This is a genomic window from Rhodobacter sp. P1_C2 (assembly GCF_056406375.1).
In genome coordinates this window covers 44,061-68,563 of record NZ_JBFUAG010000017.1, presented here as the reverse complement: position 1 = coordinate 68,563, position 24,503 = coordinate 44,061, and the positions used below count along the sequence as shown (strand labels likewise).

23 protein-coding genes are annotated in these 24,503 nt (G+C 65.1%); 12 read left to right on the top strand and 11 right to left on the bottom strand.

What is annotated here, in order from left to right; all coding sequences use genetic code 11:
• Positions 1-300: 300 nt before the first annotated feature.
• Both AC1DZT_RS22575 and AC1DZT_RS22570 read right to left on the bottom strand, forming a co-directional pair.
• Entirely contained in the window at positions 301-798 is a 498-nt protein-coding gene (locus AC1DZT_RS22575; protein WP_478008905.1) for a MarR family winged helix-turn-helix transcriptional regulator, read from the bottom strand.
• A 106-nt stretch (positions 799-904) separates the two neighbouring features.
• Entirely contained in the window at positions 905-1,180 is a 276-nt protein-coding gene (locus AC1DZT_RS22570; RefSeq protein ID WP_478008904.1) for an FAD assembly factor SdhE, read from the bottom strand.
• Positions 1,181-1,251: 71 nt separating this feature from the next.
• Between AC1DZT_RS22570 and AC1DZT_RS22565 the strand changes: the two genes are divergently transcribed.
• Together AC1DZT_RS22565 and AC1DZT_RS22560 are read left to right on the top strand one after the other, a co-directional pair.
• Positions 1,252-2,454 carry a pyridoxal phosphate-dependent aminotransferase gene (locus tag AC1DZT_RS22565; protein ID WP_478008903.1) on the top strand — a complete coding sequence of 401 codons (1,203 nt, stop codon included), beginning with the start codon at positions 1,252-1,254 and terminating at the stop codon, positions 2,452-2,454.
• Positions 2,455-2,463: 9 nt separating this feature from the next.
• Positions 2,464-2,874, top strand: coding sequence for a hypothetical protein (locus tag AC1DZT_RS22560; RefSeq protein ID WP_478008902.1), 411 nt, complete (start codon positions 2,464-2,466; stop codon positions 2,872-2,874).
• Here AC1DZT_RS22560 and AC1DZT_RS22555 read toward each other — a convergent pair whose 3' ends face one another.
• Positions 2,875-4,245, bottom strand: coding sequence for an MATE family efflux transporter (locus AC1DZT_RS22555; protein ID WP_478008901.1), 1,371 nt, complete (start codon positions 4,243-4,245; stop codon positions 2,875-2,877).
• 101 nt (positions 4,246-4,346) lie between these two features.
• Between AC1DZT_RS22555 and AC1DZT_RS22550 the strand changes: the two genes are divergently transcribed.
• From AC1DZT_RS22550 to AC1DZT_RS22540, 3 genes are all read left to right on the top strand, one after another.
• Entirely contained in the window at positions 4,347-5,003 is a 657-nt protein-coding gene (locus AC1DZT_RS22550) for a glutathione S-transferase family protein (protein WP_478008900.1), read from the top strand.
• A 153-nt stretch (positions 5,004-5,156) separates the two neighbouring features.
• Entirely contained in the window at positions 5,157-7,109 is a 1,953-nt protein-coding gene (gene parE / locus AC1DZT_RS22545) for a DNA topoisomerase IV subunit B (RefSeq protein WP_478008899.1), read from the top strand.
• On the top strand, positions 7,106-7,876 hold the full coding sequence (locus AC1DZT_RS22540) for a hypothetical protein (RefSeq protein ID WP_478008898.1): 771 nt from the start codon (positions 7,106-7,108) through the stop codon (positions 7,874-7,876). The genes parE and AC1DZT_RS22540 overlap by 4 nt, the downstream gene beginning before the upstream one ends.
• Before the next feature lie 390 nt (positions 7,877-8,266).
• Here AC1DZT_RS22540 and AC1DZT_RS22535 read toward each other — a convergent pair whose 3' ends face one another.
• Positions 8,267-8,389: a hypothetical protein gene (locus AC1DZT_RS22535; protein WP_478008897.1), complete on the bottom strand. Its 123-nt coding sequence runs from the start codon at positions 8,387-8,389 to the stop codon at positions 8,267-8,269.
• Positions 8,390-8,726: 337 nt separating this feature from the next.
• Between AC1DZT_RS22535 and AC1DZT_RS22530 the strand changes: the two genes are divergently transcribed.
• Together AC1DZT_RS22530 and AC1DZT_RS22525 are read left to right on the top strand one after the other, a co-directional pair.
• Positions 8,727-9,341 carry a hypothetical protein gene (locus tag AC1DZT_RS22530; RefSeq protein WP_478008896.1) on the top strand — a complete coding sequence of 205 codons (615 nt, stop codon included), beginning with the start codon at positions 8,727-8,729 and terminating at the stop codon, positions 9,339-9,341.
• Between the two features lie 86 nt (positions 9,342-9,427).
• Entirely contained in the window at positions 9,428-10,009 is a 582-nt protein-coding gene (locus AC1DZT_RS22525; RefSeq protein WP_478008895.1) for a hypothetical protein, read from the top strand.
• Between the two features lie 70 nt (positions 10,010-10,079).
• Here the strand turns inward: AC1DZT_RS22525 and AC1DZT_RS22520 are convergent, their stop codons facing one another.
• The 6 genes from AC1DZT_RS22520 to AC1DZT_RS22495 all read right to left on the bottom strand — a co-directional run bounded on the left by AC1DZT_RS22520 (position 10,080) and on the right by AC1DZT_RS22495 (position 15,964).
• Positions 10,080-10,487 carry a c-type cytochrome gene (locus AC1DZT_RS22520; RefSeq protein WP_478008894.1) on the bottom strand — a complete coding sequence of 136 codons (408 nt, stop codon included), beginning with the start codon at positions 10,485-10,487 and terminating at the stop codon, positions 10,080-10,082.
• Positions 10,488-10,616: 129 nt separating this feature from the next.
• The gene (locus tag AC1DZT_RS22515; protein ID WP_478008893.1) at positions 10,617-11,291 is read right to left on the bottom strand and encodes an ABC transporter ATP-binding protein; all 675 of its coding nucleotides are present in this window, start codon (positions 11,289-11,291) and stop codon (positions 10,617-10,619) included.
• Positions 11,284-12,531, bottom strand: a complete 1,248-nt coding sequence (locus AC1DZT_RS22510) for a lipoprotein-releasing ABC transporter permease subunit (RefSeq protein ID WP_478008937.1) — start codon at positions 12,529-12,531, stop codon at positions 11,284-11,286. Before AC1DZT_RS22510 ends, AC1DZT_RS22515 begins: the two co-directional genes overlap by 8 nt.
• Positions 12,532-12,708: 177 nt before the next feature.
• Positions 12,709-14,673: a beta strand repeat-containing protein gene (locus AC1DZT_RS22505; RefSeq protein WP_478008892.1), complete on the bottom strand. Its 1,965-nt coding sequence runs from the start codon at positions 14,671-14,673 to the stop codon at positions 12,709-12,711.
• Positions 14,674-14,812: 139 nt separating this feature from the next.
• Entirely contained in the window at positions 14,813-15,307 is a 495-nt protein-coding gene (locus AC1DZT_RS22500) for a DUF2937 family protein (RefSeq protein WP_478008891.1), read from the bottom strand.
• Positions 15,308-15,382: 75 nt separating this feature from the next.
• Complete coding sequence (locus tag AC1DZT_RS22495) at positions 15,383-15,964, bottom strand: DUF998 domain-containing protein (RefSeq protein WP_478008890.1); 582 nt, start codon at positions 15,962-15,964, stop codon at positions 15,383-15,385.
• 189 nt (positions 15,965-16,153) lie between these two features.
• Between AC1DZT_RS22495 and AC1DZT_RS22490 the strand changes: the two genes are divergently transcribed.
• Positions 16,154-16,909: a hypothetical protein gene (locus tag AC1DZT_RS22490; protein WP_478008889.1), complete on the top strand. Its 756-nt coding sequence runs from the start codon at positions 16,154-16,156 to the stop codon at positions 16,907-16,909.
• 142 nt (positions 16,910-17,051) lie between these two features.
• Here the strand turns inward: AC1DZT_RS22490 and proS are convergent, their stop codons facing one another.
• Positions 17,052-18,389 (bottom strand): proline--tRNA ligase, encoded by a 1,338-nt coding sequence (gene proS / locus AC1DZT_RS22485; protein WP_478008888.1) that lies wholly within the window; start codon positions 18,387-18,389, stop codon positions 17,052-17,054.
• 134 nt (positions 18,390-18,523) lie between these two features.
• On the opposite strand from proS, the gene AC1DZT_RS22480 reads away from it, so the two are divergent.
• From AC1DZT_RS22480 to AC1DZT_RS22465, 4 genes are all read left to right on the top strand, one after another.
• A complete protein-coding gene (locus AC1DZT_RS22480; protein WP_478008887.1) occupies positions 18,524-20,332 on the top strand; it encodes a methyl-accepting chemotaxis protein in 1,809 nt (602 codons plus the stop codon).
• Between the two features lie 187 nt (positions 20,333-20,519).
• Positions 20,520-21,596: an AI-2E family transporter gene (locus AC1DZT_RS22475; protein ID WP_478008886.1), complete on the top strand. Its 1,077-nt coding sequence runs from the start codon at positions 20,520-20,522 to the stop codon at positions 21,594-21,596.
• Positions 21,593-22,261 carry a P-loop NTPase family protein gene (locus AC1DZT_RS22470; RefSeq protein ID WP_478008885.1) on the top strand — a complete coding sequence of 223 codons (669 nt, stop codon included), beginning with the start codon at positions 21,593-21,595 and terminating at the stop codon, positions 22,259-22,261. The genes AC1DZT_RS22475 and AC1DZT_RS22470 overlap by 4 nt, the downstream gene beginning before the upstream one ends.
• Before the next feature lie 42 nt (positions 22,262-22,303).
• Positions 22,304-24,472, top strand: coding sequence for an RNA degradosome polyphosphate kinase (locus AC1DZT_RS22465; protein ID WP_478008884.1), 2,169 nt, complete (start codon positions 22,304-22,306; stop codon positions 24,470-24,472).
• The last annotated feature ends 31 nt before the right edge of the window (positions 24,473-24,503 follow it).

Below are 24,503 nucleotides of genomic sequence, written 5' to 3'. Positions count from 1 at the left end.
CCGGCGAGCCGCCACCCTCAAGGCCAAACCGCCCCAAGCCTCCTCACGAAAATCGCGCCGCCATGCTCCGGCCGCCCGGGCCACAGCGCCAAAGCGCCCGCCAAAGCCCTATCCCGAACCCGCCACAGATCCCGCTCATCGCCAGGCACCAGCCCCAGCCCCGCCTCCGACGCCCTCCGCGCCCTGCAGACCTCTCCCCGCCGCCTGCCCCTGACACCCGCGCGCAGGGGGTCCGGGGGGGCGCGCAGCCCCCCCGGCCGGGGCCGCCGCGCGCCCTCCGGGTCCGAGGCAAGACAAACCTCAGTAGATATAGCGGATCTGTTCGGTCCAGAACCGCTCCATCCGCTTGAGGGAAGAGTTGATCGTCTCCATCACCTCGGGGTCGATCACGCCGCGCTTGCCCAGCACCTCGGCGTGGCGCTCGAAGAGGTCCGAGATCATGCCGCGCACCCTGCGGCCCTTTTCGGTCAGCCGCACCCGCACCGAGCGGCGGTCGATTTCCGAGCGCTGGTGGTGCATGTAGCCCAGTTCCACCAGCTTCTTCAGATTGTAGCTGACGTTCGAGCCCTGGTAATAACCGCGCGATTTCAGCTCGCCCGCGGTCACTTCATTCTCGCCGATGTTGAACAGCAAGAGCGCCTGGACCGAGTTGATCTCCAGGATCCCCAGCCGTTCGAATTCATCCTTGATCACGTCCAGAAGCAGCCGATGCAGGCGTTCCAGCATCGAAAGGCTGTCCAGATAGCCCGAAAGCAGGGCCTTTTGCGATCCGTCCAGCAGAGGCGCTTGCAGCGTCATTGAAAATCTCCGTACCGTTATCCCAAAGGGCTAGGCACAGACTCGGCACAAAACACAAACATATCGTAAACTCGCACCAGATTCGCCGCAATTTTCAGCGGCAATTTTACGCGCCGCCCGCCCGCAGCCGGGTTTCGGCAAAGGCGGCCAGGGTGCGGATCAGCTCGGCATGTGCTTCGGGCGCCGCTTTCTGGCCCAGCATCCAGGCCATCAGGTCCTGGTCGTTCTCGGCCAGAAGCGCGTCATAGGCGTCGAGTTCCGCCAGGGTCATCGCCCCCAGCCGGGCATCGGCATAGGGGCCGAGCACGAGGTCCATCTCCTTGGTGCCGCGCCGCCAGCTGCGCATCGCCATCCGTTTCAACCGCGCTTGCGGATTTTCCATCCCCAGCCCTCCTTGATCCCCGCCGCGCGCGGGCCTATGAGGCCCCATATCAAACCCATCCGGAGCCCGCCATGGCCTTCCTGTCCGACACGCTTGCCCGAGTCAAACCCTCGCCCACCATCGCCGTCACCACCAAGGCGGCGGAGCTGAAAGCCCAAGGCCGCGATGTCATCGGCCTCGGCGCCGGCGAGCCGGATTTCGACACGCCCGAGAACATCCGCGAGGCCGCCAAGCGCGCCATCGACGCCGGCAAGACCCGTTATACGGCGGTGGATGGCATCCCCGAGCTGAAGGCCGCGATCTGCGCCAAGTTCGAGCGGGAGAATGGCCTTTCCTACAAGCCGAACCAGATCACCGTCGGCACCGGCGGCAAGCAGACGCTCTACAATGCGCTGATGGCGACCTGCAATCCGGGCGACGAAGTCATCATCCCCGCGCCCTATTGGGTCAGCTACCCCGACATGGTCCTGCTCGCCGGTGGCACCCCGGTCCCGGTGGTCGCGGGCATCGAGACCAATTTCAAGCTGACCCCGGCCCAGCTGGAAGCCGCGATCACGCCCAAGACCAAGTGGTTCATCTTCAACTCGCCCTCGAACCCGACCGGCGCCGGCTATTCCGAGGCCGAGCTGCGCAGGCTGACCGATGTGCTGATGAAGCACCCCCATGTCTGGATCATGTCGGACGACATGTACGAACACCTCGTCTTCGACGATTTCAAATTCGTCTCCCCGGCGCAGATCGAGCCGGGCCTCTATGACCGGACGCTCACCTGCAATGGCGTGTCGAAATCCTATGCGATGACCGGCTGGCGGATCGGCTATGCCGCGGGTCCGGTGCATCTGATCAAGGCGATGGCGACGATCCAGTCGCAATCGACCTCCAACCCCTCTTCGGTCAGCCAATATGCCGCGCTGGAGGCGCTGAACGGCCCGCAGGATTTCCTCGCCCCGAACCGCAAGATCTTCCAGAAGCGCCGCGATCTGGTGGTCTCGATGCTCAACCAGGCCAAGGGCATCACCTGCCCGAACCCCGAGGGCGCCTTCTATGTCTATCCCGACATTTCCGGCTGCATCGGCAAGACCTCGGACGGCGGCACCTTCATCGCCGATGACGAGGCCTTCGCCACCGCCCTTCTGGAGGAAACCGGCGTTGCCGTGGTCTTCGGTGCGGCCTTCGGGCTTTCGCCGAACTTCCGCGTCAGCTACGCTACCTCGGAAAGCGTGCTGGAAGAGGCCTGCCGCCGCATCCAGACCTTCTGCGCGGGCTTGAACTAGGGAATCCTGATGCCGGGCGATCTGCCGGACTATTACTTTCGCATCCGCGAGAATGGCGCGGTGGTGTTTCGGGTCGATACCGAAAACCGCCAGCGCCGGATCGAACTGGTCGAGATTGCCACCGTCAACGTCAAGAACGGCAATATCAAGCCGCACAACAGCGCCACCCTGACCGAGGCCGACCTGGCCGAGATCCGCACCTGGCTGGCCAAACGCACCGAACTTCTCGCCGCGCGCGATGTCGACGACATCCTGCGCGCGGTCGATTATCTGAACCTGACGACGCAATGGGTGCAGTCCCGGGCCACCGAGGCGCAGCTGGATCAGGTCACCGATGACCTTCTGCTCGCCATGCACGATCTGCGCACCACCCTCGTGCGGCGCAAATCCGAACGGCTGACCAAGGATGTGGCCGACTGATCAGGCCGCAACTTCGGCCAGGGGCGCCTTGCGCCAGAACCGCAGCATCAGGCTGGTCGAGGCGAACAAGAGCCCGACGCAAAGCCCCAGCCAGATCCCCTCGCCGCCCAGACCGAAGTGAAAGCCGAGGACATAGCTCGACGGGATGCCGATGCCCCAATAGCTGAAGGCCGCGGCATACATTGGCACCCGCGTGTCATGGATCGCGCGGAGCAGCCCCAAGGCCATCACCTGCATCGCATCGCCCAGCTGGAACAGCGCGGCCAGCGCCAGAAGCCCGGTGCCGGTGACCAGGATGGCCGGCGATTCCGGCTTGGTCGTGTCGAGGAAGAGGCTGATGATCTGGACCGGAAAGCTCAGGAACAGCAGGATGCCGATCGCGCAAAGCCCGACCGACAGGCAGATCCCGGTCAGCGCCACTTCACGCAGCGCCCGCGGGTCCTCGGCCCCGACCGCGCGGCCGGCCAGAACCGTCGTCGCACTCGACAGGCCAAGGTGGACCATGAAGGCCAGCGCCGCCACCTGCATCGCAATGCCATGCGCGGCCAGGGGCACGGTGCCGACCCAGCCCATCATCACCGAGGCCGCCGAGAAAAGCCCGCTTTCCGCCAGACCGGTCACCCCGATCGGCCAGCCCAGCCGGAACACCCGCAAAAGCGCCGCGGGATCGGCGCGCCAGAACCGGCTGAAGAGGTGAAAGCGCCGCAGCATCGGGTGGAAATGCGCGTAAAAGGCCAGGGTGACGAAGCTCAGCCATTGCACCGTCAGCGTCGCAATCGCCGCCCCCCGCACGCCCAGCTCCGGTGCGCCCCAATGGCCGAAGATCAACGTATAGCCCAGCACGAGGTTGACCAGAACCGCCACCAGCGTCACCCAAAGCACGACCTGCGTCCGCCCCAGCGCCGCAAGATAGGATTTCAGCGCCATCACCAGCAGCGCCGGCACCATCCCCGGCCCCGCGATGCGCAGGAAATCCTGGCCGAGCCGCGCCACATCCGGCTCCTGCCCCAGGCTCAGCAGCCAGCGCCCCGAGGTCCAGAACAGGGGATAGGTCAGAAGCCCGTAGCCCAGCGAGAGCCAGAGGCCCATCCGCGCATCGCGGCGCACCTCGGTCTCGTTGCCGCGGCCGACCGCATGGGCGATCATCGGCATGATGGCCTGCGCAAAGCCGGAACCGAAGATGAAGACCACGAAGAAACTGGTGCTGGCGATGGTCACGGCGGCAAGCTCGGTCACGCCATAGCGGCCCAGCAGCACGGTATCGGTGACATGCAGCGCCATCTGCGCCAGGTTGCTGCCGATCAAGGGCAGCCCAAGCACCAGCATGGCGCGGGAATGCGGGATGAAATTTCTGATCAAATCTTGGGCCATGAGGGTTCATATCTGCTCATTCCGGGGGCAGCAAGCCACCCCTTTTCCTCGCCCCTGCGCCGCACTAAGGTCGCGCCAAACGGCAAGGAAAGGCTGCACCGATGATCACGCTTTATGGCGTCTACCGCTCGCGCGCCTCGCGCCCGCTCTGGCTGCTGGAAGAATGCGGCGTGGACTTCACCCATGTCCCGGTGATCCAGTCCTACCGCCTGAACCAGCCCAAGGCGGCGGATGCACCCCTGAACACCGCCTCGCCCGAGTTCCTCTCGGTCAACCCGATCGGCCAGATCCCGGCCCTGGTCGAAGACGACCTCGTCCTGTCGGAAAGCCTCGCCATCACGCTCTACATCGCCCGCCGCTACGGCGGCGCCCTTGGCCCGCAATCGGATGCCGAGGCCGCGCTGATGGAACAATGGGCGCTTTTTGCCGCCACGGCGCTGGAAGGTCCCGCACTCGACATCCTCAACACCCAGGCCAATGCCGCCGACACCGCCGAGGGTCAGGCCCATATCGCGATCTGCGCCGAAAAGCTGCGCCGTCCGCTGGCCCGGCTGGAACGCCAGCTTGCGGCCTCCGACTGGCTGGTGGGCTCCCGCTTCACCGTGGCCGACATCAACACCGCCGAATGCCTGCGCTATGCGCAAAGCCACCCGACGCTGCTGGCCGAGTTTCCCGCCGTCAGCGGCTGGCTGGCCCGCGCCCAATCCCGCCCGGCCTTCAAGGCCATGTGGGACAAGCGCGGCGCCGAACCGGCCTGACCCCAGCCAGAAGCCCGCGCCAAGACCCATAACCGCCGCATCCCCCGGATGCGGCGCTTTGCTTGCCAAAGACCCCGCCCTTGCGCCCCTACCCCTTGCCGGTGTCTAATGGCCGACAACAACATCAGGCCCCCCCAAGGAACGCCCCCGCCCATGAACGATCTCCTCTCCAGCACGCCCGAGACCTATGACGCCTCTTCCATCGAGGTGCTGGAACCGCTCGAGGCCGTCCGCCTCCGCCCCGGCATGTATATCGGCGGCATCGACGAACGCGCCTATCACCACCTCGCGGCCGAGATCATCGACAACTCGATGGACGAGGCGGTGGCCGGTCACGCCACCCGCATCGACATCGAACTGCACGAGGACGGCGCCCTGACCGTGCGCGACAACGGCCGCGGCATCCCCGTGGATCCCCATCCGAAATTCCCGGACAAGTCGGCGCTGGAGGTCATCCTCTGCACCCTCCACTCCGGCGGCAAGTTCGGCGGCAAGGCTTACGAGACCTCGGGCGGCCTCCACGGCGTCGGCTCCTCGGTGGTCAACGCGCTGTCGGACCGGATGGATGTCGAGGTGGCCCGCAACAAGGAGCTTTACGCCCAGAACTTCTCGCGCGGCAAACCCCTCGCCCCCATCCGCAAGGTCGGCCCCGTGGCCAACCGCCGCGGCACCTCGATCACCTTCCACCCCGATCCGCAGATCTTCGGCGCACAGGCCTTCCGCCCCTCACGCCTGATGCGCATGGTCCGCTCCAAGGCCTATCTTTTCTCGGGCGTCGAGATCCGCTGGAAATCCGCCATCCCCGACGGCGACATGCCGATGGAGGCCACCTTCCACTTCCCCGGCGGCCTCGCCGATTACCTTTCCGACACTTTGGAGAAGATCACCACCTATGCCGACCGCCCCTTCGCCGGAAAGGTCAGCTTTCAGGAGAAATACAGCGTCCCCGGCTCGGTCGAATGGGCGATCAACTGGACCCCGGCGCGTGACGGCTTCATCCAGTCCTATTGCAACACGGTGCCCACCCCCGAAGGCGGCACGCATGAGACCGGCTTCTGGAACGCGATCCTCAAGGGCATCCGCGCTTACGGCGACCTGACCAAGAACCGCAAGACCGACCTCATCACCCGCGAGGATCTGACCACCGGCGGCTGCGCTTTGGTGTCCTGCTTCATCCGCGAGCCGCAATTCGTGGGGCAAACCAAGGACCGTCTGGCGACCGAAGAGGCGGTCAAATACGTCGAAGGTGCTGTGCGCGACCACTTCGACAACTGGCTCGCCGGCAATACCAAATCCGCCGGCGCCATCCTCGATTTCGTCATCCTGCGCGCCGAGGAACGCCTGAAGCGCCGGCAGGAAAAAGAGACCGCCCGCAAGACCGCGACCAAGAAGCTGCGCCTGCCCGGCAAACTCACCGACTGTTCCGCCAAGAACCGCGAGGGCACCGAGCTTTTCATCGTCGAAGGCGACAGCGCCGGTGGCTCCGCCAAAGCCGCCCGCAACCGCGAGACGCAAGCCCTTCTGCCGCTGAAGGGCAAAATCCTCAACGTCCTCGGTGCCGCCTCCGCCAAGCTGCACGACAATTCCGAGATCCGCGATATCTGCGAGGCCCTCGGCGTGGCGATGGGCGCCAAATTCAACGTCGACGATCTACGCTATGACAAGATCATCATCATGACCGACGCCGACGTCGACGGCGCCCATATCGCCAGCCTCTTGATGACCTTCTTCTTCGCCCAGATGCGCCCCCTGATCGACAAGGGCCACCTCTATCTCGCCTGCCCGCCGCTCTACCGCCTCACGCAAGGCGCCCGCCGCATCTACGTCGCCGACGACGCCGAAAAAGAGCTGATGCTGGCCAAGGGCTTGGGCGGCCGCGGGAAAATCGACGTCCAGCGCTTCAAAGGTCTGGGTGAGATGGACGCGAAAGACCTCAAAGACACCACGATGAACCCCCTGACCCGTCAACTGATCCGCGTCACCATCGTCGAGGAAGACCCCGGCGAGACCGGCGACCTGGTGGAGCGCCTGATGGGCAAGAAGCCCGAACTGCGGTTCCAGTATATTCAGGAGAATGCGCGGTTCGTGGAGGAGTTGGATGTTTGAGAGAAAAAGACACCATCTTCGGTTCGCGTCCTGCTGCGGCGACTAGACTTAACGGGCTACTGGTGCCCAATCATCTCCTATCGAACAATCTACAGCGTTACGTCGATCCGGCGCTCTTTTATACGGAAGGAATTGAGCCATTTTCAATGACTTTGTCGGGATCAATATCTCGGATTAAATATGCAGACCGTTACTTTGCCGCCATTACTTGCCATCAACTTGACCTCTACGCCTATCACTATCGACAACTGGTTCTGGCGAATCGGGATCGCGGAGTGCTGATCACGTCGCATGCAGCGTCCTTTCCAAATCCGATCGGGGATCAACGCGCGATCGTCGATTGTATCCTCTTCGAATATACAAGAGTGGTAGATGAAGGCGCGCTCTCGCCAAGCATTTGGTATGACGTTTCCAACGATCTTTTCGAAGCTTCGTCCGAAGACGCGGGGACACTCTGCGCCCTCGGCTATCCCGGCCATCGCAATGCAATTGACTACGATTCAATGACGTATAAGGCCGGACCAAATTGTGTCTGGGGTTATTCGGTGCCGCCCACAGTGAGCGACCGATTTTCTTTTATTCCGCGCCCGGCAATTAAATACTCTCCAGACGGCATGAGCGGAGGGCCAGTCTTTAAATTAGTCGACCGCGCAGAGGGGCCTGAAGTCCGCTTTGCGGGAATCTTGGCAAATGCTTCGCGCCATATGTTCAATTATGTGCCAACTAGCGCACTTAATTCCCTCATCACCCAGCTAAAAAACGAATAGCAAGCTGTACGGCGCTCATTCATCGCGCACCACAAAACAATCCAATCAACCCATACCATTAATCCTCACCCGACGCCCCAACACTTGTTAACGCCCCTTCTCCCCCGCCGCCTAGGGAGTTCTTGTAGGGTGCGCGATTTCACTCACCGCTGCGCGACCGGCACGTGAAATCACGCACTCTACCAAAATTCAAACCAAATCAACTCCTTACCCCCCGTTCTTCACCCAATCCCTGCCGCCATCGCTGCCTGATTCCCCAATCATGGTTAACGCCCCCTTCTCCCCCCGCGCGTAGAGACCAAAGGAAGACAGAAGGAAGACGACAAAAAGACCGGCGCCCCCACCCCGAACCCCGGGATTAATCCAGCGCCCGCAAGGACTTGGCTCCGCTCACTTCGCCCGAATGGTCTGCAGACAATCCGCGATCTCCACCTGCCGCCGCGGCGTCCGGACGCCGTCGCCGGTATCGACCCGCACCGTCGGCCCGTCCATCAAGGCGGCGAATTTCGGCATCAGCAGACTGTAGGGTGCGCATTCATTGCGCACCGCCCAACACCCCACCCAATCGCTGAACCTCCCCCCGCGCCATCGCCCCTCCCGCTTCCAAAGCGCAATTTTGCCAGGGAACCGCGAAATACCAACGCATATTCAACCCCTTAACACCCGCCCCTCCCTCCCAAATCTCGCCACGCCGCACCCCCTTTCAGCGAAGTGCCGCTCACATTTGCGTAAAAGAGCAAAGATCCGCCGTTTTCCCGGCCTGCCGCGCAAGATTGTGTCGCGCTCCGGAACCCCAGGCCCCTCGCCGTGGTTGTTCCTGCATCATCTGAACAAGATATGAGGATCTACCATGACCCATCGTCGCACCCTCGTGGGCGTCACCATGATCAGCCTGGCCCTGGCCGCGCCGGTCTTTGCACAGACCACCACCACGACCCCGGCCCCGGCCGATCCGACGACGACCACCCCGGCCCCGGCTGACACGACGGCCCCGGCCACCACCCCGGCCCCGGCCGATTCCACCGCCCCCGCCACCCCTCCGGCGGATGCGACGGCCCCGGCTGCGGCCCCGATGGCGCCGATGGATTGCGAAGCGCAGTTCACCGCGCTCGACACCGATGCCAACGGCTTCCTCTCCGAGACCGAGGCGCCGCAGGCCTATGCCTGGGGTCGCGTCGGGGACATGACGGTGGACGCCAAGGGCTATGATCACGATGCCTTCGTCAAGCTCTGCTCCACCAACACCTATGCCCACAAGACCCCCGAGGAAGGCGCGCCCTTCGAAGGCGCCAACAGCTTCACCGAGGGTCAGGCCCAGGATCGTGCCTTGGCCTGGGGTGTGGCCGGCGTCTCGGCGCTGACCAAGGATGACAAGGGCGTCTGGCGCGGCACCGGCATGGTGGATGGCGCGGCCGTCTCGGTTGCCATCGACTACAAGGGCAACGTCGTCACCGCCAAGAACTGAGCGGATCTTCCCTGAACTTCACTTCCAAGGGGCCGGTGACCCGGACCCCAAGGGCCAGAACTATCTTTCAGAAACAGGAGTTTATCATGGCTGTTACCACCCGCATTTATGACACCTATGGCGATGCCCGCCGCGCTGCCGATGCCGTCAATGCCCTGGGCATTCCCGGCGTCGATGCCTCGCTCTTGGGCAATGAGAAGCTGCGCGCCGATCACGAGATCTATGCCGCGGCCCCCGTGGCCGATGGCTCTGGCGCTGCGACCGGGGCCGGCATCGGCGCGGCGCTTGGCGGCGGGGCGGGCCTTCTGGCCGGCCTTGGCATCCTCGCCATCCCCGGCCTCGGCCCCGTCGTGGCGGCCGGCTGGCTGGCCGCTGCGGCGCTCGGCGTGGCCGGTGGCGCGGTTGCCGGTGGCGCGGTCGGTGCGCTGACCGACCTTGGCGTCTCGGAAGAGGATGCGCCGGTCTATTCCGAAGCGGTGCGCCGCGGCGGCATCCTCGTCTCGGTCCGCTACCCTTCCGAGCGTGAGGCCGAAGTCATCGCCGCCCTCGACCGCGTGCCGAGCCCGCTGATCGCGGACCGTCGCCGGACCTATGAGGCCGATGGCTGGCGCGTCGAAACCGAGGAAGAGCGCCGCCGCCGCATGGTGGAAGACACCCCCGTCATCTAGGACGGGATGACAAACAAGAAGGCGGGCCGCAGGCCCGCCTTCTTGCATTCCAAGGTTCGGGTTATCCCGGTCATTTCCCCTGGATCGAACGGACGTAATTGGCCAGTTCCACCAGCCGCTCGGGCGTCGGCGTCTGGATGCCGTCGCCGGTATCGACCAGCACGGTCGGCCCCTCCATCAGCGGTGCGAATTTCGGCATCAGGGCCGAGGGCGCCTTGCCCTTCTCATAGCCCCAGATCTTCGACATGACGAAAGCCATCGGAAACTCCCCGCCATGCCGCGCCGAAACCCGGGTCAGGTCGGCCGGAGGATGGGCAAGGCCCGCCGCAAGCTCGCCATCGCCCTTGCCCGACACCCCGTGACATGGCGCGCAAAGCTCCAGAAAGTCCTGATGCCCCGAGGCGGCCCGGCTGGGCATCTCTCCCGGAACGCAGGCGGTGAGGATCAGGGTCAGGGGCAAAAGGGCGCGGTGGGACATCGCAAATCTCCATCAATTTGCAACAGTTTACACGCTGAAAGGCGCCCCCGCCACCTGCCCATCTTCATTGGTCCATAAATATCCCGGGGCCCGGGGCAGAGCCCCGGGGGTCAGCCAAGGGAAACACCCTCAGACGACCCGCCCCGCCTCCAGCCGCACCACCCGGTCCATCCGGGCCGCAAGCTCCATGTTATGCGTCGCGATCAGCGCCGAAAGCCCCGTCTGGCGCACCATCTCCATCAGCACCTCGAAGACATGCGCCGAATTGGCCGGGTCGAGGTTGCCGGTCGGCTCATCGGCCAGCAGGAGCTTCGGCCGATTGGCCAGCGCCCGGCAGAAGGCCACGCGCTGCTGCTCCCCCCCGGACAGGGCCGCGGGGCGGTGGTCGGCGCGGGGCAGGACGCCCACGCGGTTCAACAGATCGCGCGAGCGGGCGTCGGCCTCGCGCCGCGGCACGCCATTGGCCAGCTGCGGCAGGGTGACGTTTTCCAGCGCAGAGAACTCGGGCAGCAAATGGTGGAACTGGTAGATGAAGCCAACCTCCTGCCGCCGCGCCTCGGTTCGCGCCCTGTCGCCCAGACCAGCCATCTCGCGCGCCCCAAAGCGGATCGCGCCGGCATCGGCCACGTCCAGCAGGCCCGCGATCTGCAACAGCGTCGATTTCCCCGCACCTGAGGGGGCGACCAGGGCCACGACCTCGCCCTCGCCCACCACCAGGCTTGCACCGCGCAGCACCACGACCTCCGAGGGCTTGCCGCGGTTATAGGCCTTCTCGATCCCTTGCAATTCCAAGGCCTTATTCATAGCGCAGCGCCTCCACCGGGTTCATCCGCGCGGCCTTGCGGGCCGGGATCAGGGTGATGACGAAAGACAGGCCCAAGGACAGCGCCATGGCAGAGCCGACGTCATGCCATTGCAGCTTGGCCGGCAGGTTGTAGATGCCGCGGATCGACGGGTCCCAGACGCCGCCGCCGCTCCAGTAATTCACGAAAGAGAAGATCGGGTCGATGTAGATCGCGAAAAGGCAGCCGAGCAGCACCCCCATCGCCGTGCCGATCACCCCGGTGAAGGACCCGCAGAGGAAAAAGACCCGCAGGATCGACCCTTCCGTCAGCCCCATGGTCCGCAGGATTCCGATGTCGCGGCCCTTGTTCTTGACCAGCATGATCAGGCCCGAGACGATGTTCATCGTCGCAATCAGCACCAGGATCGAGAGGATGACGAACATCACGTTATCCTCGATGGTCAGCGCGCGCAGAAAATTGCCCGAGCTCTGCTTCCAGGTCCAGAGCAGCACATCCGGCTCGGCCGCCTGCGAAATCGCATCGAGGTAGCTGTCGATCTGCTCGGGGTCCTTGACCATGACCTCGAACTCGTCGGCCATGCCCTCGCGGTTGAAATAGCTCTGCGCTTCGGCGAGGGGCATGTAGATGCGGATCTTGTCGATGTCATAGCGCCCGGCGGTGAAGATATATTCGACCGTATAGGCATTGACCCGCGGGCTGGTGCCGAAGGCCGTCTTGACGCCCGACGGCGCGATCAGGCGGATGCGGTCGCCCACCGTCACGCCCAAAGTCCGCGCCAGTTCCGAGCCGATGGCGATGCCCTGCGGAAAGTCGGCGAGGTTGCCCTCGGCCTTGGACCCGGTGCCGATCCGCGGCAGCGAGGCGAGGTCCGCCTCCGAGATGCCATAGACATCGCCGCCCGTGGTCTGCTCGCCCGCCGTGACCATGACCTGGCCGCGCACCAGCGGCGCGGCACGGGTCACGCCGGGCACGGAACGCAGCCTTTCGGCCATGGCGTCGTAATCGGTGAAGCCTTTGACCAGATTGCCGTTTTCATCCATATGGCCGGAGGAATAGACCGTCACATGGGCATTGGCGCCAAGGATCGTGTCGACGAACTCGGCCCGGAAGCCGGCCCGCACCGCCAGCGTCGCAATCAGCGCGAAGACGGCCAGGGTGATGCCGATCAGGCTGATCCAGGTCATGACCGAGACCCCGCCCTCGGCCTTGCGGGCGCGCAGGTAGCGCCAGGCGATCATGAATTCGTAAGGCGAAAAGGGGGGCGTGGCCAAGATATGCTCTTTCGATTTGGCGGACGATGGTCTGGCGCGCCGGGGACGTCAAGCCTTAGCCATGGCCCCGGCTTCACTTTTGAGTTGACCCGGGCCACGCGTGACCCGGGTCGGACTGCAGGATATCAGCGAAGGCGCTTGGGTTCAGAAGATGAAATGCGAGGTGTCGTGGATCTGCGCCAGCGTCACGCCATCGACCAGAACCTGATCCGCCCCGACCGTCAGCAGCACGCCGCCGCCCTGCACGGTGAAGCTGATGTCGGCAAGGCTATGGGCCGCGGCAAAATGGATATGGTCCGCCGTCAGCGAGAAATCGGTGATGCGATCATTGCCATCGCTGGTGCCGAACTCGAACTGGTCGGCCCCGGCGCCCCCGGTCAAGGTGTCATTGCCCTGCCCGCCGGTCAGCGTGTCATTGCCGAGGCCACCGGCCAGGGTGTCATTGCCCTGCAGGCCGAACAGGCGATCGGCCCCGGCCAGACCGCTCAGCTTGTTGGCGGCACCATCGCCCTCCAGACGGTCGCCTGCCTTCGATCCGTTCATGTTCTCGAACTCGAAAAGGCTGATCTTGCCGGGCCCGAGGCTCTGGAACGCGCCGTTCTTGTTGAGCGAGATTGTGACGCCTTGCGACATCTGGCTGAAATCGACCAGATCGGTGCCGCTGCTGCCGCGTGCGACGACAAAGGCGCTGGAATTCAGGGCGTTCAGCTTCAGAACGTCATCGCCGGCGCCCAGGGAAACGCTTTCCACTGTCGTATTGGCGCCCAGCACGACCGTGTCATTGCCAAGCCCGGTGACGACCTGCCCGACCCAGGTGCCGCCGCCGATGGTGATGCTGTCATTGCCGCCGCCGGTCGAGACGCTGTTCGCGCCGCCGTTGAACACCGCCGTCGTGGTGGTCTGGTCAAAGCCCTGGAAAGAGCCGACCCAGCCCTCCGAGGTCACCTTGTTGACGCCGCCATCGCCCGACAGGACGATCTGCTGCGCGCCGCCCGTGCCCAGCGTGATCGTGTTGTTCCCGCCATAGCACAGGATGCTCGCGATATAGCCCGCCTGCGAGGTCACCGTATTGGTGCCGCCGCCGAGGTTGAGGTAACCCATCTTCGCCGTGCCGTTCAACGTGATCGTGTCATCGCCACTGCCGCCGATATAGCTCGAGATCAGCGCGCCATCGGCAAGCGTGGCGGTGGAGGTGTCGTTGATGCGGATCGAGTCGGTTTCCGTATTCACCCCGTAGACGAAATTGGCGCTGCCCCATCCGATGATCGACCCGATATAGGCCCCGGCCCCCAGTGTGACACTGTCGCTGCCGTGGCCCAGCGACAGGGCGTTGCCCGTGGCGCTGGCGCCCATGACGACATTGTCATTGCCGCTGCCGAGCTCGGCAGTCGCGAAGGAGGCGCCGGCGAGCAAGGTCAGATTGTCGCTGCCATCAGCCAGACCGATCGAACGCACACCGCCGGTGCCGATGGTGATATGGGTCGTGTCGCCCGCACCGCTGTAGGAATTGATCGTGCCGACGAATCCCGCGCCGGTGGTGATGCTGTCATTGCCTGAACCCAGGCTGATCGACTCGGCCGAGGCCTTCAGCGTCACGGTGTCATTGCCGCCCAGACCGCGGATGAAGCCGACGAAACCGCTGCCACCGATGAAGGTGTTGTCGCCGGCCCGCAGGTCGATCGTGTCGATCGAGCCGCTGCCGCCGCGCACCGTGTCATCACCATTGGCCAGGATCACCGCCGCAGCACCTGCCGAACCGAAGGTCAGGTTCGTCCCAGTGGCGCCGGCGATGTTGTACATCTTCAGCGTCTCGACATAGGTCGTGGTCAGCGTCACCGTGCCGCCATAGCCGGACAGCCTGAGCGTCTCGAGGTTGCGTGACAGGCCATCACTGGAATCGGTGATATTGGTCACCGCCCAGCCGCCAAGGTGCAGGTTGCCGACGATCCAGCTGCCCTGAAAGCTCAGGTTGAAGGTCGGGTTTCCCGTCCCCTCGCTGGCCCAGGCGTCGAGGCTGGCGAGGTAATTGCCGTTCCAGCTATAGGTCGTGCCGTAAAAGGAAAAGCTGTGCGCGCCATCCAGCGTCGCGCTGTAGGTGGTTCCTGCCATGATCTGCCCCGATCCCGTTTTTCACGTCCCGCTTCACCGCGGGGCTGGGGCTGACAATAGACCACAAGGGATGGGTGGCAAAAGATCCCAGGCCCACAACCGGCTGGTTTGGCCCTGCGGTCGGCAGATCTGCGCCGGGTCAGTAGGCAGATTTGCGCCGCCGGAACGGCCGGGTCAAAAGCGCCCAGAGCCCGCCGAGCAGCGCCCAGCCTCCGACATAGCCGATCCCCGCCGTCACCGCCCCGTCCAGCGTGGTCGGGATCGCCGGTTTGTAGTCGGCCCAGGTGTCCTGCAAGGTTTCCACATCGCCAAGCTTCTGCGGCATCATCAGCCGCTCCAGCGGCGAGGCGGCGCGCAGCTGCGCCAGATTATCGGACAGGATCTGCGCCTGGGCGAAGGTCGCCCGCAGGTCGGCCTGGTGGTTCTGGTTGAAGGTCGTCCCGGTCAGCTGCGCCAGCGCCGCCTCGCGGCTCAGCCCGCTTTTGGCCGCCGTCGCATCGAAATCCGCCGTCACGGCGGCGAGGGCATCGACCTTGCCCGCCAGGCGTTGCAGATATTGCTGCGAGAATTCAGGGAATTGCGACAGCGCCACCGCCCCGCTGACCCCGCCCAGGATAGCCACCATCCGCCACATCGCGCGTCCCTTCCCTCTTGCCCCGCAAGGCTTGCACGCCCCGCCCCGCTTGTCGAGCCGTCGCAGCCTCCCCCCTCAGACCGGCGGCAGCGTCAGCGAGGCGGCCAGGCACCAGATCGCGCAGGCGTAAAGGAAGACCCGCTCCGTCAGGCCGAAAAAGCGGCGCAGCGGCGGCGAGACGGTCACCATGACGGTGAAGAAGGCAAAGCTGATCACATGTTTCAGCCCGGCCAGCACCGCGCCGAGCTTGCCGCTGACATGCTCGGCCAGAAGCGGCGTCGCCTCGACCACGGTCATATAGGCGCAGATCGCGGCGAAGAGGGTGGCCGCATGGTGGATATGCCCCGACCGCGTGCGCGGCGCCCCGCGCGGATCATTGGGATAAAGCCCGATCGCCAGCCGCCCGACCATGACCAGCAACAGATAGAGCGGGATGTTCTCGGGATAGGACGGATCGCGCGCCACCCAGAATTGCCAGGCCAGCAGGGGTGCCGCGATGCTGCCAAAGACCACATAGGCCTTGAAGGCCCGCGCCGTGCGCCCCAGCCCATAGTCGCTGACCGGACGGGCCACAGACAGATAATCCCGGCTCAGGACCTGAAAGGAGACCAGCAGCAAGAGATCGGCACAGTAGAGGGCGGCGGCGACCTTCTCCATCAGATCGGGGCCCGACCTGCGTATTCCCGCTGCTGCGCGTCCATGCCATCCCCCTGCCCGCTGCGCCTCGGGCCCGCTGCGGCAAATCTGCCGTCCCGGCCCCCTGGCGAGAGTTAAGCCACGAAAGCCCTTTGACTTCCAGAGGCTACCCACTTCAGCTTGGCCTGCAGCAAAGGCAGGAGGCGGACCATGCTCCGGATCTGGAAGACCACATTCACCAGCATCGGGCGCCACGCCTTGTTCTACCTCATCACCGCCGTCTTGCTGGAGGCTGTCCCCCTGTTCTCCCCCGGCAGGTCGCACCTTGGCGCGCTTCTCTTCGTGCAGTTCGGCTTTCTCTACATCCTGCACCGGCACTTCTTGCTGGGCGAGGCCCCGATGGCGGTCTGGGCGCCGGCGAAAGGCGTCAAGCGCCCCGGGCGTTGGGCGTTTTTCGGGCTGAGCGTCGGCTATTTCATTGCCCTCCTCGCCCTGTCTATTGGCCTCGTCGCCAAAGCCAGTCCCGGCGGGCTTGGCGGACCCAACGCGATCCCCTGGCTCCTTCTTGCGGCCCTTGTCGGCAACTGGATCGGCCTCTCCGTCTTCGGCACCGCCTTTCCCGCCTGCGCCCTTGGCGAAAGGTTCGGTCTGGCCCTGACCCTGCGCCGGGCGCGGTCGACGGCCCTCGGCTTGAGCGGGCGCCTGCTACTGGGACCGGGCCTCTTCGGCCTGATCGCCATGGCCGCCGCCATTGCCCTGATCAATCATTTCGGGATTTCCGCCGGGCTTGAACCGGACGACTTCACCAAAGCCTTCACGCCGATGCTGATCGTGAGCGGGGCTACGGGCATTGCGTTGACGATGATCGGCCTGACCACCTCGGCCCTGGCGGTCGCAACCCTCTGCGACGCCTATCGCCGCGTGCAGCCTGCCGGGGTGCCCGCTGTGGAGCCGGTGGCCGGATAGACACCCAAGTCTTGCACAGCTTCGTCGCAGGGCAAGGTTAACAAAAGATGAAGGCCGCAGGCCATTATTATGTGAAATCAACAAGATAAAGGGGATTGCACGCGTGCAATCCCCCGGTTTTCACAATCTCTGGCGGCCGAGGTCAGATCCCGGCATAGATCTCGACCAGCCGGGCCACGGCGGCCTCGGGGGTCATTTCCTCGGACAGACCGGTGCGGCGCGAGGTCAGTTCCACCACGCCATTGGCCAGACCCCGCGGCCCGACCGTGATCCGCCAGGGCAGACCGATCAGGTCCATCGTGGCGAACTTGGCCCCGGCCCTTTCGTCGCGGTCATCGTAGAGAGGCTCGAGCCCGCGCTGCAAAAGCGCGCCTTCCAGCGCCGCGCAAGCCGCATCCGCCGCCGCATCGCCTTGCTTGAGGTTCACGATCCCCACCGGGAAGGGCGTGACCCCTTCCGGCCAGATGATCCCCTTGTCGTCATGGGAAGCCTCGATGATCGCGCCCAGCAGGCGGCTGACGCCGATGCCGTGGCTGCCCATCTCGACCGGGATCTTCTCGCCCTTGTCATTGACCACCGTGGCGCCCATCGCGGCCGAATACTTGGTGCCGAAGTAGAAGATCTGCCCGACCTCGATGCCGCGCGCAACCTTGCGGCGCTCCTCCGGGATGGCGTCGAACAGGGCCGTGTCATGGGTCTCGTCGGTGCGGGCGTAAAGCGTGGTGAACTCCTTGCAGACGGCAGCGACTTCCTCGCGGTTGTCGTAATCGACCTCGCGGTTGCCCAGCTTCAGCTCGGTCACGGCGCTGTCGAAGAAGACCTCCGACTCGCCGGTGGCGGCCAGGACCAGGAATTCATGCGTGTCATCGCCGCCGATCGGGCCACTATCGGCGCGCATCGGGATCGCGGTCAGGCCCATCCGCTCATAGGTGCGCAGGTAGCTGACCATGTGGCGGTTATAGGCATGCAGGGCCGCGGCCTTGTCGACGTCGAAGTTGTAGCCGTCCTTCATCAGGAACTCGCGCCCGCGCATCACGCCGAAGCGCGGCCGCATCTCGTCGCGGAACTTCCACTGGATGTGGTAGAGCGTCAGCGGCAGGTCCTTGTAGCTGTTGACATGCGAACGGAAGATATCGGTGATCATCTCCTCGTTCGTCGGGCCATAAAGCATCTCGCGACCCTGCCGGTCCTTGATGCGCAGCATTTCCTGGCCGTAATCGTCATAGCGCCCGCTTTCGCGCCACAGATCGGCCGGTTGCAGCGTGGGCATCAGAAGCGGGATGTGGCCGGCGCGGACCTGTTCCTCGTTCACGATAGCCTCGATCCGGCGCAGCACCCGCAGGCCGAGCGGCAGCCAGGAATAGATCCCCGCGGCCTGCTGCTTGATCATGCCGGCGCGCAGCATGTAGCGGTGCGAGACGATCTGCGCCTCGGCGGGGTTTTCCTTCAGGACGGGCAGGAAGTAGCGCGACAGACGCATGCTGGGCCTCATGGGTAGGGTTTTTTCGTTCCTACCGGGTTGCGGGGGGGCAGGCAAGCCAGAGGCGCTTAAGGGCTTCTCAATGTTTTCGGGGCATCGTGACCGGGTTCTGTGTAGGAGGACGCGTGAATCCGATGACTTCCCCCCCTAGCGCCCCGAAGAAAAGCCTGTCGGTTCCCGCCCGGCTCACCCTCGCTGCCAGTTTCGCGATTGCCGGCATTCTGGCAACCTTTCTGGCCGGCTATCTTGGCCTGATGGCAAGCGACAAGGGCTTGCGCGGGTCGATCGCCGCCACCTCGGCCGTGCTGGCCTCGATGGATGGCGACATGATGCATGACGCGCTGCGCGCCGACATGTTCAACGCCATCATCGCCGGGCCCGAGGCGGATGCCGCCTTGCGCCAGCAGATCAGCGCAGATGTCGAAGATCACGGGAAAAGGTTTCTCGACGATATGGAGAAGCTGAAGACCCTCCCCCTGCCGACAGAGGTGCGCATCACGCTCGATTCGACCCTGCCCCATATCCAGTCCTATGTCGCCGCAGCCCGGGCCGGCGTGGCCAAGGCCCTTGCCGACCGGGCGGCGGGCAAGGCGGAACTGCCCGGCTTCCTTCGGGTTTTCGACATGCTTGAGGGCGAGATGGGCACCCTGGGCGGGATGATCGAGGATCTGGGCAATGCGGAGGGGCAAAGGGCGCTCGCTCACAACAAAGGTCTGCTGCACATCGTGATGATCGCCTCGGCCTTCGCGGTGGCGATCCTGGCCTGTTCGAATTTTCTGGTCGGGCGCAGCATCACCAAGCCCCTGACCCGGGTCCGCGATGCGATCCGCGACGTGGTGGGTTTCGGTCAGGCCGATACGGTCGACGGCACGGCGCGGGCCAAGGTCAAGGTCGACGAGGTCAGCGAAATCGCCGCCTATCTGGAGGTGTTGCGGATGCGCCTTGCCGAAGCGCTGGAGATGGAACGGGCCATCAAGCGCACGCAGGAGGAACAGGATGCCGTGGTCTCGGCGCTGAGCGTCGGTCTGGGCAACCTGTCCTCGGGCAATCTCGGCCAGTCGATCGAGGCGAATTTTCCGCCGAATTACGAGGCTTTGCGCCGCAACTACAACACCAGCATCGAAAAGCTGAGCCAAACCATGACCGAGGTGGTGCAATCCTCGCGCAGCATCCGCACCCAGTCGGACGAGATCACCCGCGCCTCGGAAGACCTCGCCCGCCGCACCGAAAACCAGGCCGCCACGCTGGAGGAAACCGCCGCAGCGCTGGATCAGCTGACCGCCTCGGTCCGCTCTGCCGCCAATTCGGCGCGCGAGGTCGAAACCATCGTCCAATCCGCCCGGCGCGAGGCCGAGGACAGCGGCCAGATCGTGCTGGGGGCGGTCGATGCGATGAACGGGATCGAGAAATCCTCCGACCAGATCAGCCAGATCATCGGGGTGATCGACGACATCGCCTTCCAGACCAATCTTCTGGCGCTGAATGCCGGGGTCGAAGCGGCGCGGGCCGGCGATGCCGGGCGCGGCTTTGCGGTCGTGGCCTCCGAGGTGCGGGCGCTGGCGCAAAGGTCGTCGGAAGCCTCCAAGGAGATCAAGACGCTGATCAGCACCTCCTCGCAACTCGTCTCGCGCGGGGTGCAGGCGGTGGGCAGCGCGGGCAAGGCGCTGACGACGATGGTGGACCGGGTCACCAATATCTCGACCCTCGTCTCCGAAATCGCGGTAGGCGCGCAGGAGCAATCCCTGGGCCTGGGCGAGGTCAATGTCGGGGTGAACCAGCTGGATCAGGTGGCGCAGAAGAATGCCGCGATGGTGGAACAATCGCTGCTGGCCAGCCAGGCCCTGCGCGAGGAGGCCGTGGGGCTGGATGGACTGGTGGCGCATTTCTCGACCAAGGGTCAGCCGGGCTCTGCCCTGCCGCGCGCCGTGGGCCAGTCTTTCTGACCGACGCGAGGGGTGGCGCTGCGGATTATGTCGTTGATTTTCTTGGCACAAGGCCGGGGAGTGCGGCGAAACGCACGGAAGATCGCCGCTCCTTGGCCCTGCGGTCAGACCGGCTCTTCCGCCCGCCGCCTTGCATCCGGACGCGACAAGGGCAATATCGCAGGCTGGGGTCAAAGGAGAGCCGAGCGTGCCAAACCAGCTTCAGGGGCGATACTGGACCATCGCGGCCATCATATTCTTCGTGGCGCTTTGGTATCTTGGCGCGGTGCTGCTGCCCTTCCTGGTCGGCGGCGCGGTGGCCTATTTCCTTGATCCGGTGGCGGACCGGCTGGAACGGCTGGGCCTGTCGCGGCTGGCCGCGACGGCGGTCATCACCATGGGCGCCTTCCTTCTGGTCCTGCTGATCGTCCTCGCCGTCATCCCGGTTCTGGTGCAGCAGCTGACGGCCCTGATCAACGCGGCACCCGCCATCTCGGCCCGGCTCGAGGCTTTCATGGTCTCGCGCTTTCCCGAACTGACCGACAGCACCTCGGTCATGCGCACCACACTGGCGCAGATCGCGCAGGCGATCCAGGCCCGCGGCGGCGCGGTGGCGCAGGGGCTGATCACCTCGCTCTTCAGCGTGGTGAGCTGGCTCTTGTTCATCGTCGTCGTGCCGGTCGTGGCCTTTTACCTCTTGATGGACTGGGACCACATGGTCGCCCGCATCGACGAGCTTCTGCCGCGCGACCATGCCCCGGTGATCCGCCGCCTGGCGCGCGAGATCGACACGGTGCTGGCCGGCTTCGTGCGCGGCCAGGTCACGGTCTGCCTGCTGCTCGGAATCTATTACGCCACGGCGCTGATGCTGGCCGGGCTGCAGTTCGGGCTGATCATCGGCGCGATCGCCGGGGCGGTCACCGTCATCCCCTATATCGGCGCGATGATCGGCGGGGCCCTGGCGATCGGCCTCGCCTTCTACCAGTTCTGGGGCGACTGGGTCGCCATCGGCATCGTCGTGGCGATCTTTGCCTTCGGCCAGTTCATGGAGGGCAATGTCGTCACCCCGCGGCTGGTCGGCAAATCCATCGGGCTGCATCCGGTCTGGCTGATCCTCGCCCTCTCGGTCTTTGGCGGGCTCTTCGGCATCGCCGGCATGCTGGTCGCCGTGCCCCTGTCGGCGACGCTGGGCGTGCTCGCGCGGTTCGGGGTCGGCAAGTACAAGGAAAGCCTGCTCTATCTCGGCGAAAGCCGCGGCGTCGACAGCGAGGGGGGCACGGGTTGACCTTGCAGCTGGCCTTCGATCTTCCGGCGCGCGAGGCCTGGGCGCGGGCCGATTTCTTCACCTCGCCCGCCAATGCCGCCGCCCTGCAGAGCCTCGATTCATGGCGCGACTGGCCCGGCGGGCGGTTGATGTTGCTCGGGCCGCAGGGCACCGGCAAGACCCATCTCGCGCATATCTGGGCGGCCGAGACCGGCGCGACCTGGCTTGGCCCGGACGAGATCGACGCCCGCCTGCCCGAGATTGCCGCCGATGCCTGCGTCATCCTCGATGGCGCGCACCGCGTTGCGGGTCGGGCCGAGACGGCGCTGTTCTACCTTTACAACCGGCTGATGCCGCAGGGCCGGCTGCTGCTGACCGCGCCCCTGCCGCCGCGCGACTGGGGCCTTGGCCTCGCCGATCTTCTGTCGCGCCTGCAGGCCATGCCCATCGCCCGGCTGGAACCGCCGGATGACGCGCTGCTTGCCGCCGTTCTGGCCAAGCTTCTGGCCGACCGCCAGATCAGCGCGCCGCCCAACCTCATCCCCTATCTTCTGCCCCGGATGGAGCGGTCGATCGCCGCGGCCCGGGCGCTGATCGCGGCGCTGGATGCGCGGGCGCTGGCCAGCCATCGCCCCCTGTCGCGCCAATTGGCCGCCGAGGTGCTGGACTTGGGCGCGCCGGAGTGAAACAGTCACGCAAGTGTCACAATCCATCAGCATAAGCCGCGCATGACTCAGGCAGATTTCCTTAAGGCCCCCTTCGCAGACGGCGCCTCCTACCCCGCCGCCGAAACCGCAGGCCCGCGCCGGTTCTTCAACCGCGAGCTTTCGTGGCTTGGCTTCAACTGGCGCGTTCTGGACGAGGCTTCGAACCCCGGCGTCCCCCTGCTGGAGCGGCTGCGCTTCCTGTCGATCTCGGCCACCAACCTCGACGAGTTCTATACCGTGCGGGTGGCGGGCCTGCGCGCCCAGGTCCGCAACGGCAACACGACCCTGTCGGACGATGGCCGCAGCCCGGCCGAGCAGCTGACCCTGATCCACGCCGATGCGCGCCGCCTGATGGCGCTGCAGCAGACGGTTTTCAACAAGCTGCGCAAGGAGATGGAGGCCGAGGGGATCGTGATCCTCACCCGGTCGAAGCTGACGGTGCGCGACCTGAAGCTTTTGGAAGAGAACTTCCTGACCAAGGTTTTCCCGGTTCTGTCGCCCTTGGCCATCGACCCGGCCCACCCGTTTCCCTTCATCCCCAACACCGGCTTTTCGCTGGCGCTGGAGCTGGAACGGGTCAGCGACCGCCGCACCCTCAAGGCCCTGCTGCCGATCCCGCAGCAGATCGCCCGTTTCGTCCCCCTGCCCGGCAAGCCCGGCGAGGCGCGTTTCCTCCCGCTGGAGGAGCTGCTGCTCCTCCACCTCGACATGCTGTTTCCTGGCTACACCGACCGCGGGCACTGCATGTTCCGCGTGCTGCGAGACAGTGACCTTGAGGTCGAGGAGGAATCCGAAGACCTGGTGCGCGAGTTCGAGACGGCCTTGAAACGCCGCCGCCGGGGCGAGGTGATCCGGCTGAAGATCTCGGCCACGGCGCCCAAGGAATTGCGCGCGCTGATCATGGAAGAGCTCGCCGTCACCCCCGACGAGGTGGTGGAGGCGCGCGGGCTTCTGGGGGTTGCGGACCTCAAGCAGCTGGTGCTTTCGTCGCGCCCCGATCTGCTTTGGCCGCCCTTCACCCCGCGGGTGCCCGAGCGGGTGCAGGACCACGGCGGCGACATGTTCGCGGCGATCCGGCAGAAGGACATGCTGCTGCATCACCCCTACGAGACCTTCGACATGGTGATCCGCTTCCTCGAACAGGCGGCACGCGATCCCAATGTGCTGGCGATCAAGCAGACGCTCTACCGGACCAGCCACGACAGCCCGATCGTCTCGGCGCTTTGCGAGGCGGCGGAGAATGGCAAGTCGGTCACCGCACTGGTGGAGCTGAAGGCCCGTTTCGACGAGGCCGCCAACATCCTGCAAAGCCGCCGTCTGGAACGCGCCGGGGCGCATGTGGTTTACGGCTTCATGCATCTGAAAACCCATGCGAAAATCTCCACCGTCGTGCGTCGCGAGGGGGAAAACCTCGTCACCTACACCCATTACGGCACCGGCAATTACCACCCGATCACGGCGCGGATCTACACTGACCTCAGCTTTTTCACCTGCGACGCGCCCTTGGGCCGCGATGCGACCAAGGTCTTCAACTTCCTCTCGGGCTATGTGCAGCCCGAGGGGCTGGAGAATCTCGCCATTGCGCCGATCACCCTGAAGCCGCGCCTGTTGCAGCTGATCGCGGAAGAGGCGGAACATGCCAGGGCCGGGCGCACGGCAGAGATCTGGATAAAGCTCAATTCCCTCTTCGAACCCGATGTGATCGACGCGCTTTATGCGGCGTCCCAGGCCGGGGTGAAGATCAGCCTGATCATCCGCGGCATTTGCGGATTGCGGCCCGGAATCAAGGGCTTGTCAGAGAATATTCGCGTCAAGTCCGTGGTCGGCCGCTTTCTGGAACACAGCCGGATCGTCTGCTTCGGTTCGGGTCACGGGTTGCCCTCGAAACAGGCGCGGGTGTTTCTGTCCTCGGCTGACTGGATGGACCGCAACCTGTCGCGCCGGGTCGAAACCCTGGTCGAGATCCACAACCCGACCGTGCGCAGCCAGATCATGGGCCAGATCATGGCCGCCAATCTGGCCGACGAGGCGCAAAGCTGGGTGCTCAGCCCCGATGGCGGCTATGTCCGCGACCTTCCGACCACCGGCAAGACCCTGTTCAACTGCCACCGCTTCTTCATGGAAAACCCCTCGCTGTCCGGTCGCGGCACCGCCGGGGCAAAAGACGCGCCACGCCTCGCCGGAGACTAGCCCGGCCCATCACCGCATTGACCCTGTGCCC

What these genes read in the sequence shown, in the direction of transcription:
- AC1DZT_RS22575 (WP_478008905.1), bottom strand. Translation starts at nt 798, where the DNA reads ATGACGCTGCAAGCGCCTCTGCTGGACGGATCGCAAAAGGCCCTGCTT.
- AC1DZT_RS22570 (WP_478008904.1), bottom strand. Translation starts at nt 1,180, where the DNA reads ATGGAAAATCCGCAAGCGCGGTTGAAACGGATGGCGATGCGCAGCTGG.
- AC1DZT_RS22565 (WP_478008903.1), top strand. Translation starts at nt 1,252, where the DNA reads ATGGCCTTCCTGTCCGACACGCTTGCCCGAGTCAAACCCTCGCCCACC.
- AC1DZT_RS22560 (WP_478008902.1), top strand. Translation starts at nt 2,464, where the DNA reads ATGCCGGGCGATCTGCCGGACTATTACTTTCGCATCCGCGAGAATGGC.
- AC1DZT_RS22555 (WP_478008901.1), bottom strand. Translation starts at nt 4,245, where the DNA reads ATGGCCCAAGATTTGATCAGAAATTTCATCCCGCATTCCCGCGCCATG.
- AC1DZT_RS22550 (WP_478008900.1), top strand. Translation starts at nt 4,347, where the DNA reads ATGATCACGCTTTATGGCGTCTACCGCTCGCGCGCCTCGCGCCCGCTC.
- parE (WP_478008899.1), top strand. Translation starts at nt 5,157, where the DNA reads ATGAACGATCTCCTCTCCAGCACGCCCGAGACCTATGACGCCTCTTCC.
- AC1DZT_RS22535 (WP_478008897.1), bottom strand. Translation starts at nt 8,389, where the DNA reads ATGCCGAAATTCGCCGCCTTGATGGACGGGCCGACGGTGCGGGTCGAT.
- AC1DZT_RS22530 (WP_478008896.1), top strand. Translation starts at nt 8,727, where the DNA reads ATGACCCATCGTCGCACCCTCGTGGGCGTCACCATGATCAGCCTGGCC.
- AC1DZT_RS22525 (WP_478008895.1), top strand. Translation starts at nt 9,428, where the DNA reads ATGGCTGTTACCACCCGCATTTATGACACCTATGGCGATGCCCGCCGC.
- AC1DZT_RS22520 (WP_478008894.1), bottom strand. Translation starts at nt 10,487, where the DNA reads ATGTCCCACCGCGCCCTTTTGCCCCTGACCCTGATCCTCACCGCCTGC.
- AC1DZT_RS22515 (WP_478008893.1), bottom strand. Translation starts at nt 11,291, where the DNA reads ATGAATAAGGCCTTGGAATTGCAAGGGATCGAGAAGGCCTATAACCGC.
- AC1DZT_RS22510 (WP_478008937.1), bottom strand. Translation starts at nt 12,531, where the DNA reads ATGATCGCCTGGCGCTACCTGCGCGCCCGCAAGGCCGAGGGCGGGGTC.
- AC1DZT_RS22505 (WP_478008892.1), bottom strand. Translation starts at nt 14,673, where the DNA reads ATGGCAGGAACCACCTACAGCGCGACGCTGGATGGCGCGCACAGCTTT.
- AC1DZT_RS22500 (WP_478008891.1), bottom strand. Translation starts at nt 15,307, where the DNA reads ATGTGGCGGATGGTGGCTATCCTGGGCGGGGTCAGCGGGGCGGTGGCG.
- AC1DZT_RS22495 (WP_478008890.1), bottom strand. Translation starts at nt 15,964, where the DNA reads ATGGAGAAGGTCGCCGCCGCCCTCTACTGTGCCGATCTCTTGCTGCTG.
- AC1DZT_RS22490 (WP_478008889.1), top strand. Translation starts at nt 16,154, where the DNA reads ATGCTCCGGATCTGGAAGACCACATTCACCAGCATCGGGCGCCACGCC.
- proS (WP_478008888.1), bottom strand. Translation starts at nt 18,389, where the DNA reads ATGCGTCTGTCGCGCTACTTCCTGCCCGTCCTGAAGGAAAACCCCGCC.
- AC1DZT_RS22480 (WP_478008887.1), top strand. Translation starts at nt 18,524, where the DNA reads ATGACTTCCCCCCCTAGCGCCCCGAAGAAAAGCCTGTCGGTTCCCGCC.
- AC1DZT_RS22465 (WP_478008884.1), top strand. Translation starts at nt 22,304, where the DNA reads ATGACTCAGGCAGATTTCCTTAAGGCCCCCTTCGCAGACGGCGCCTCC.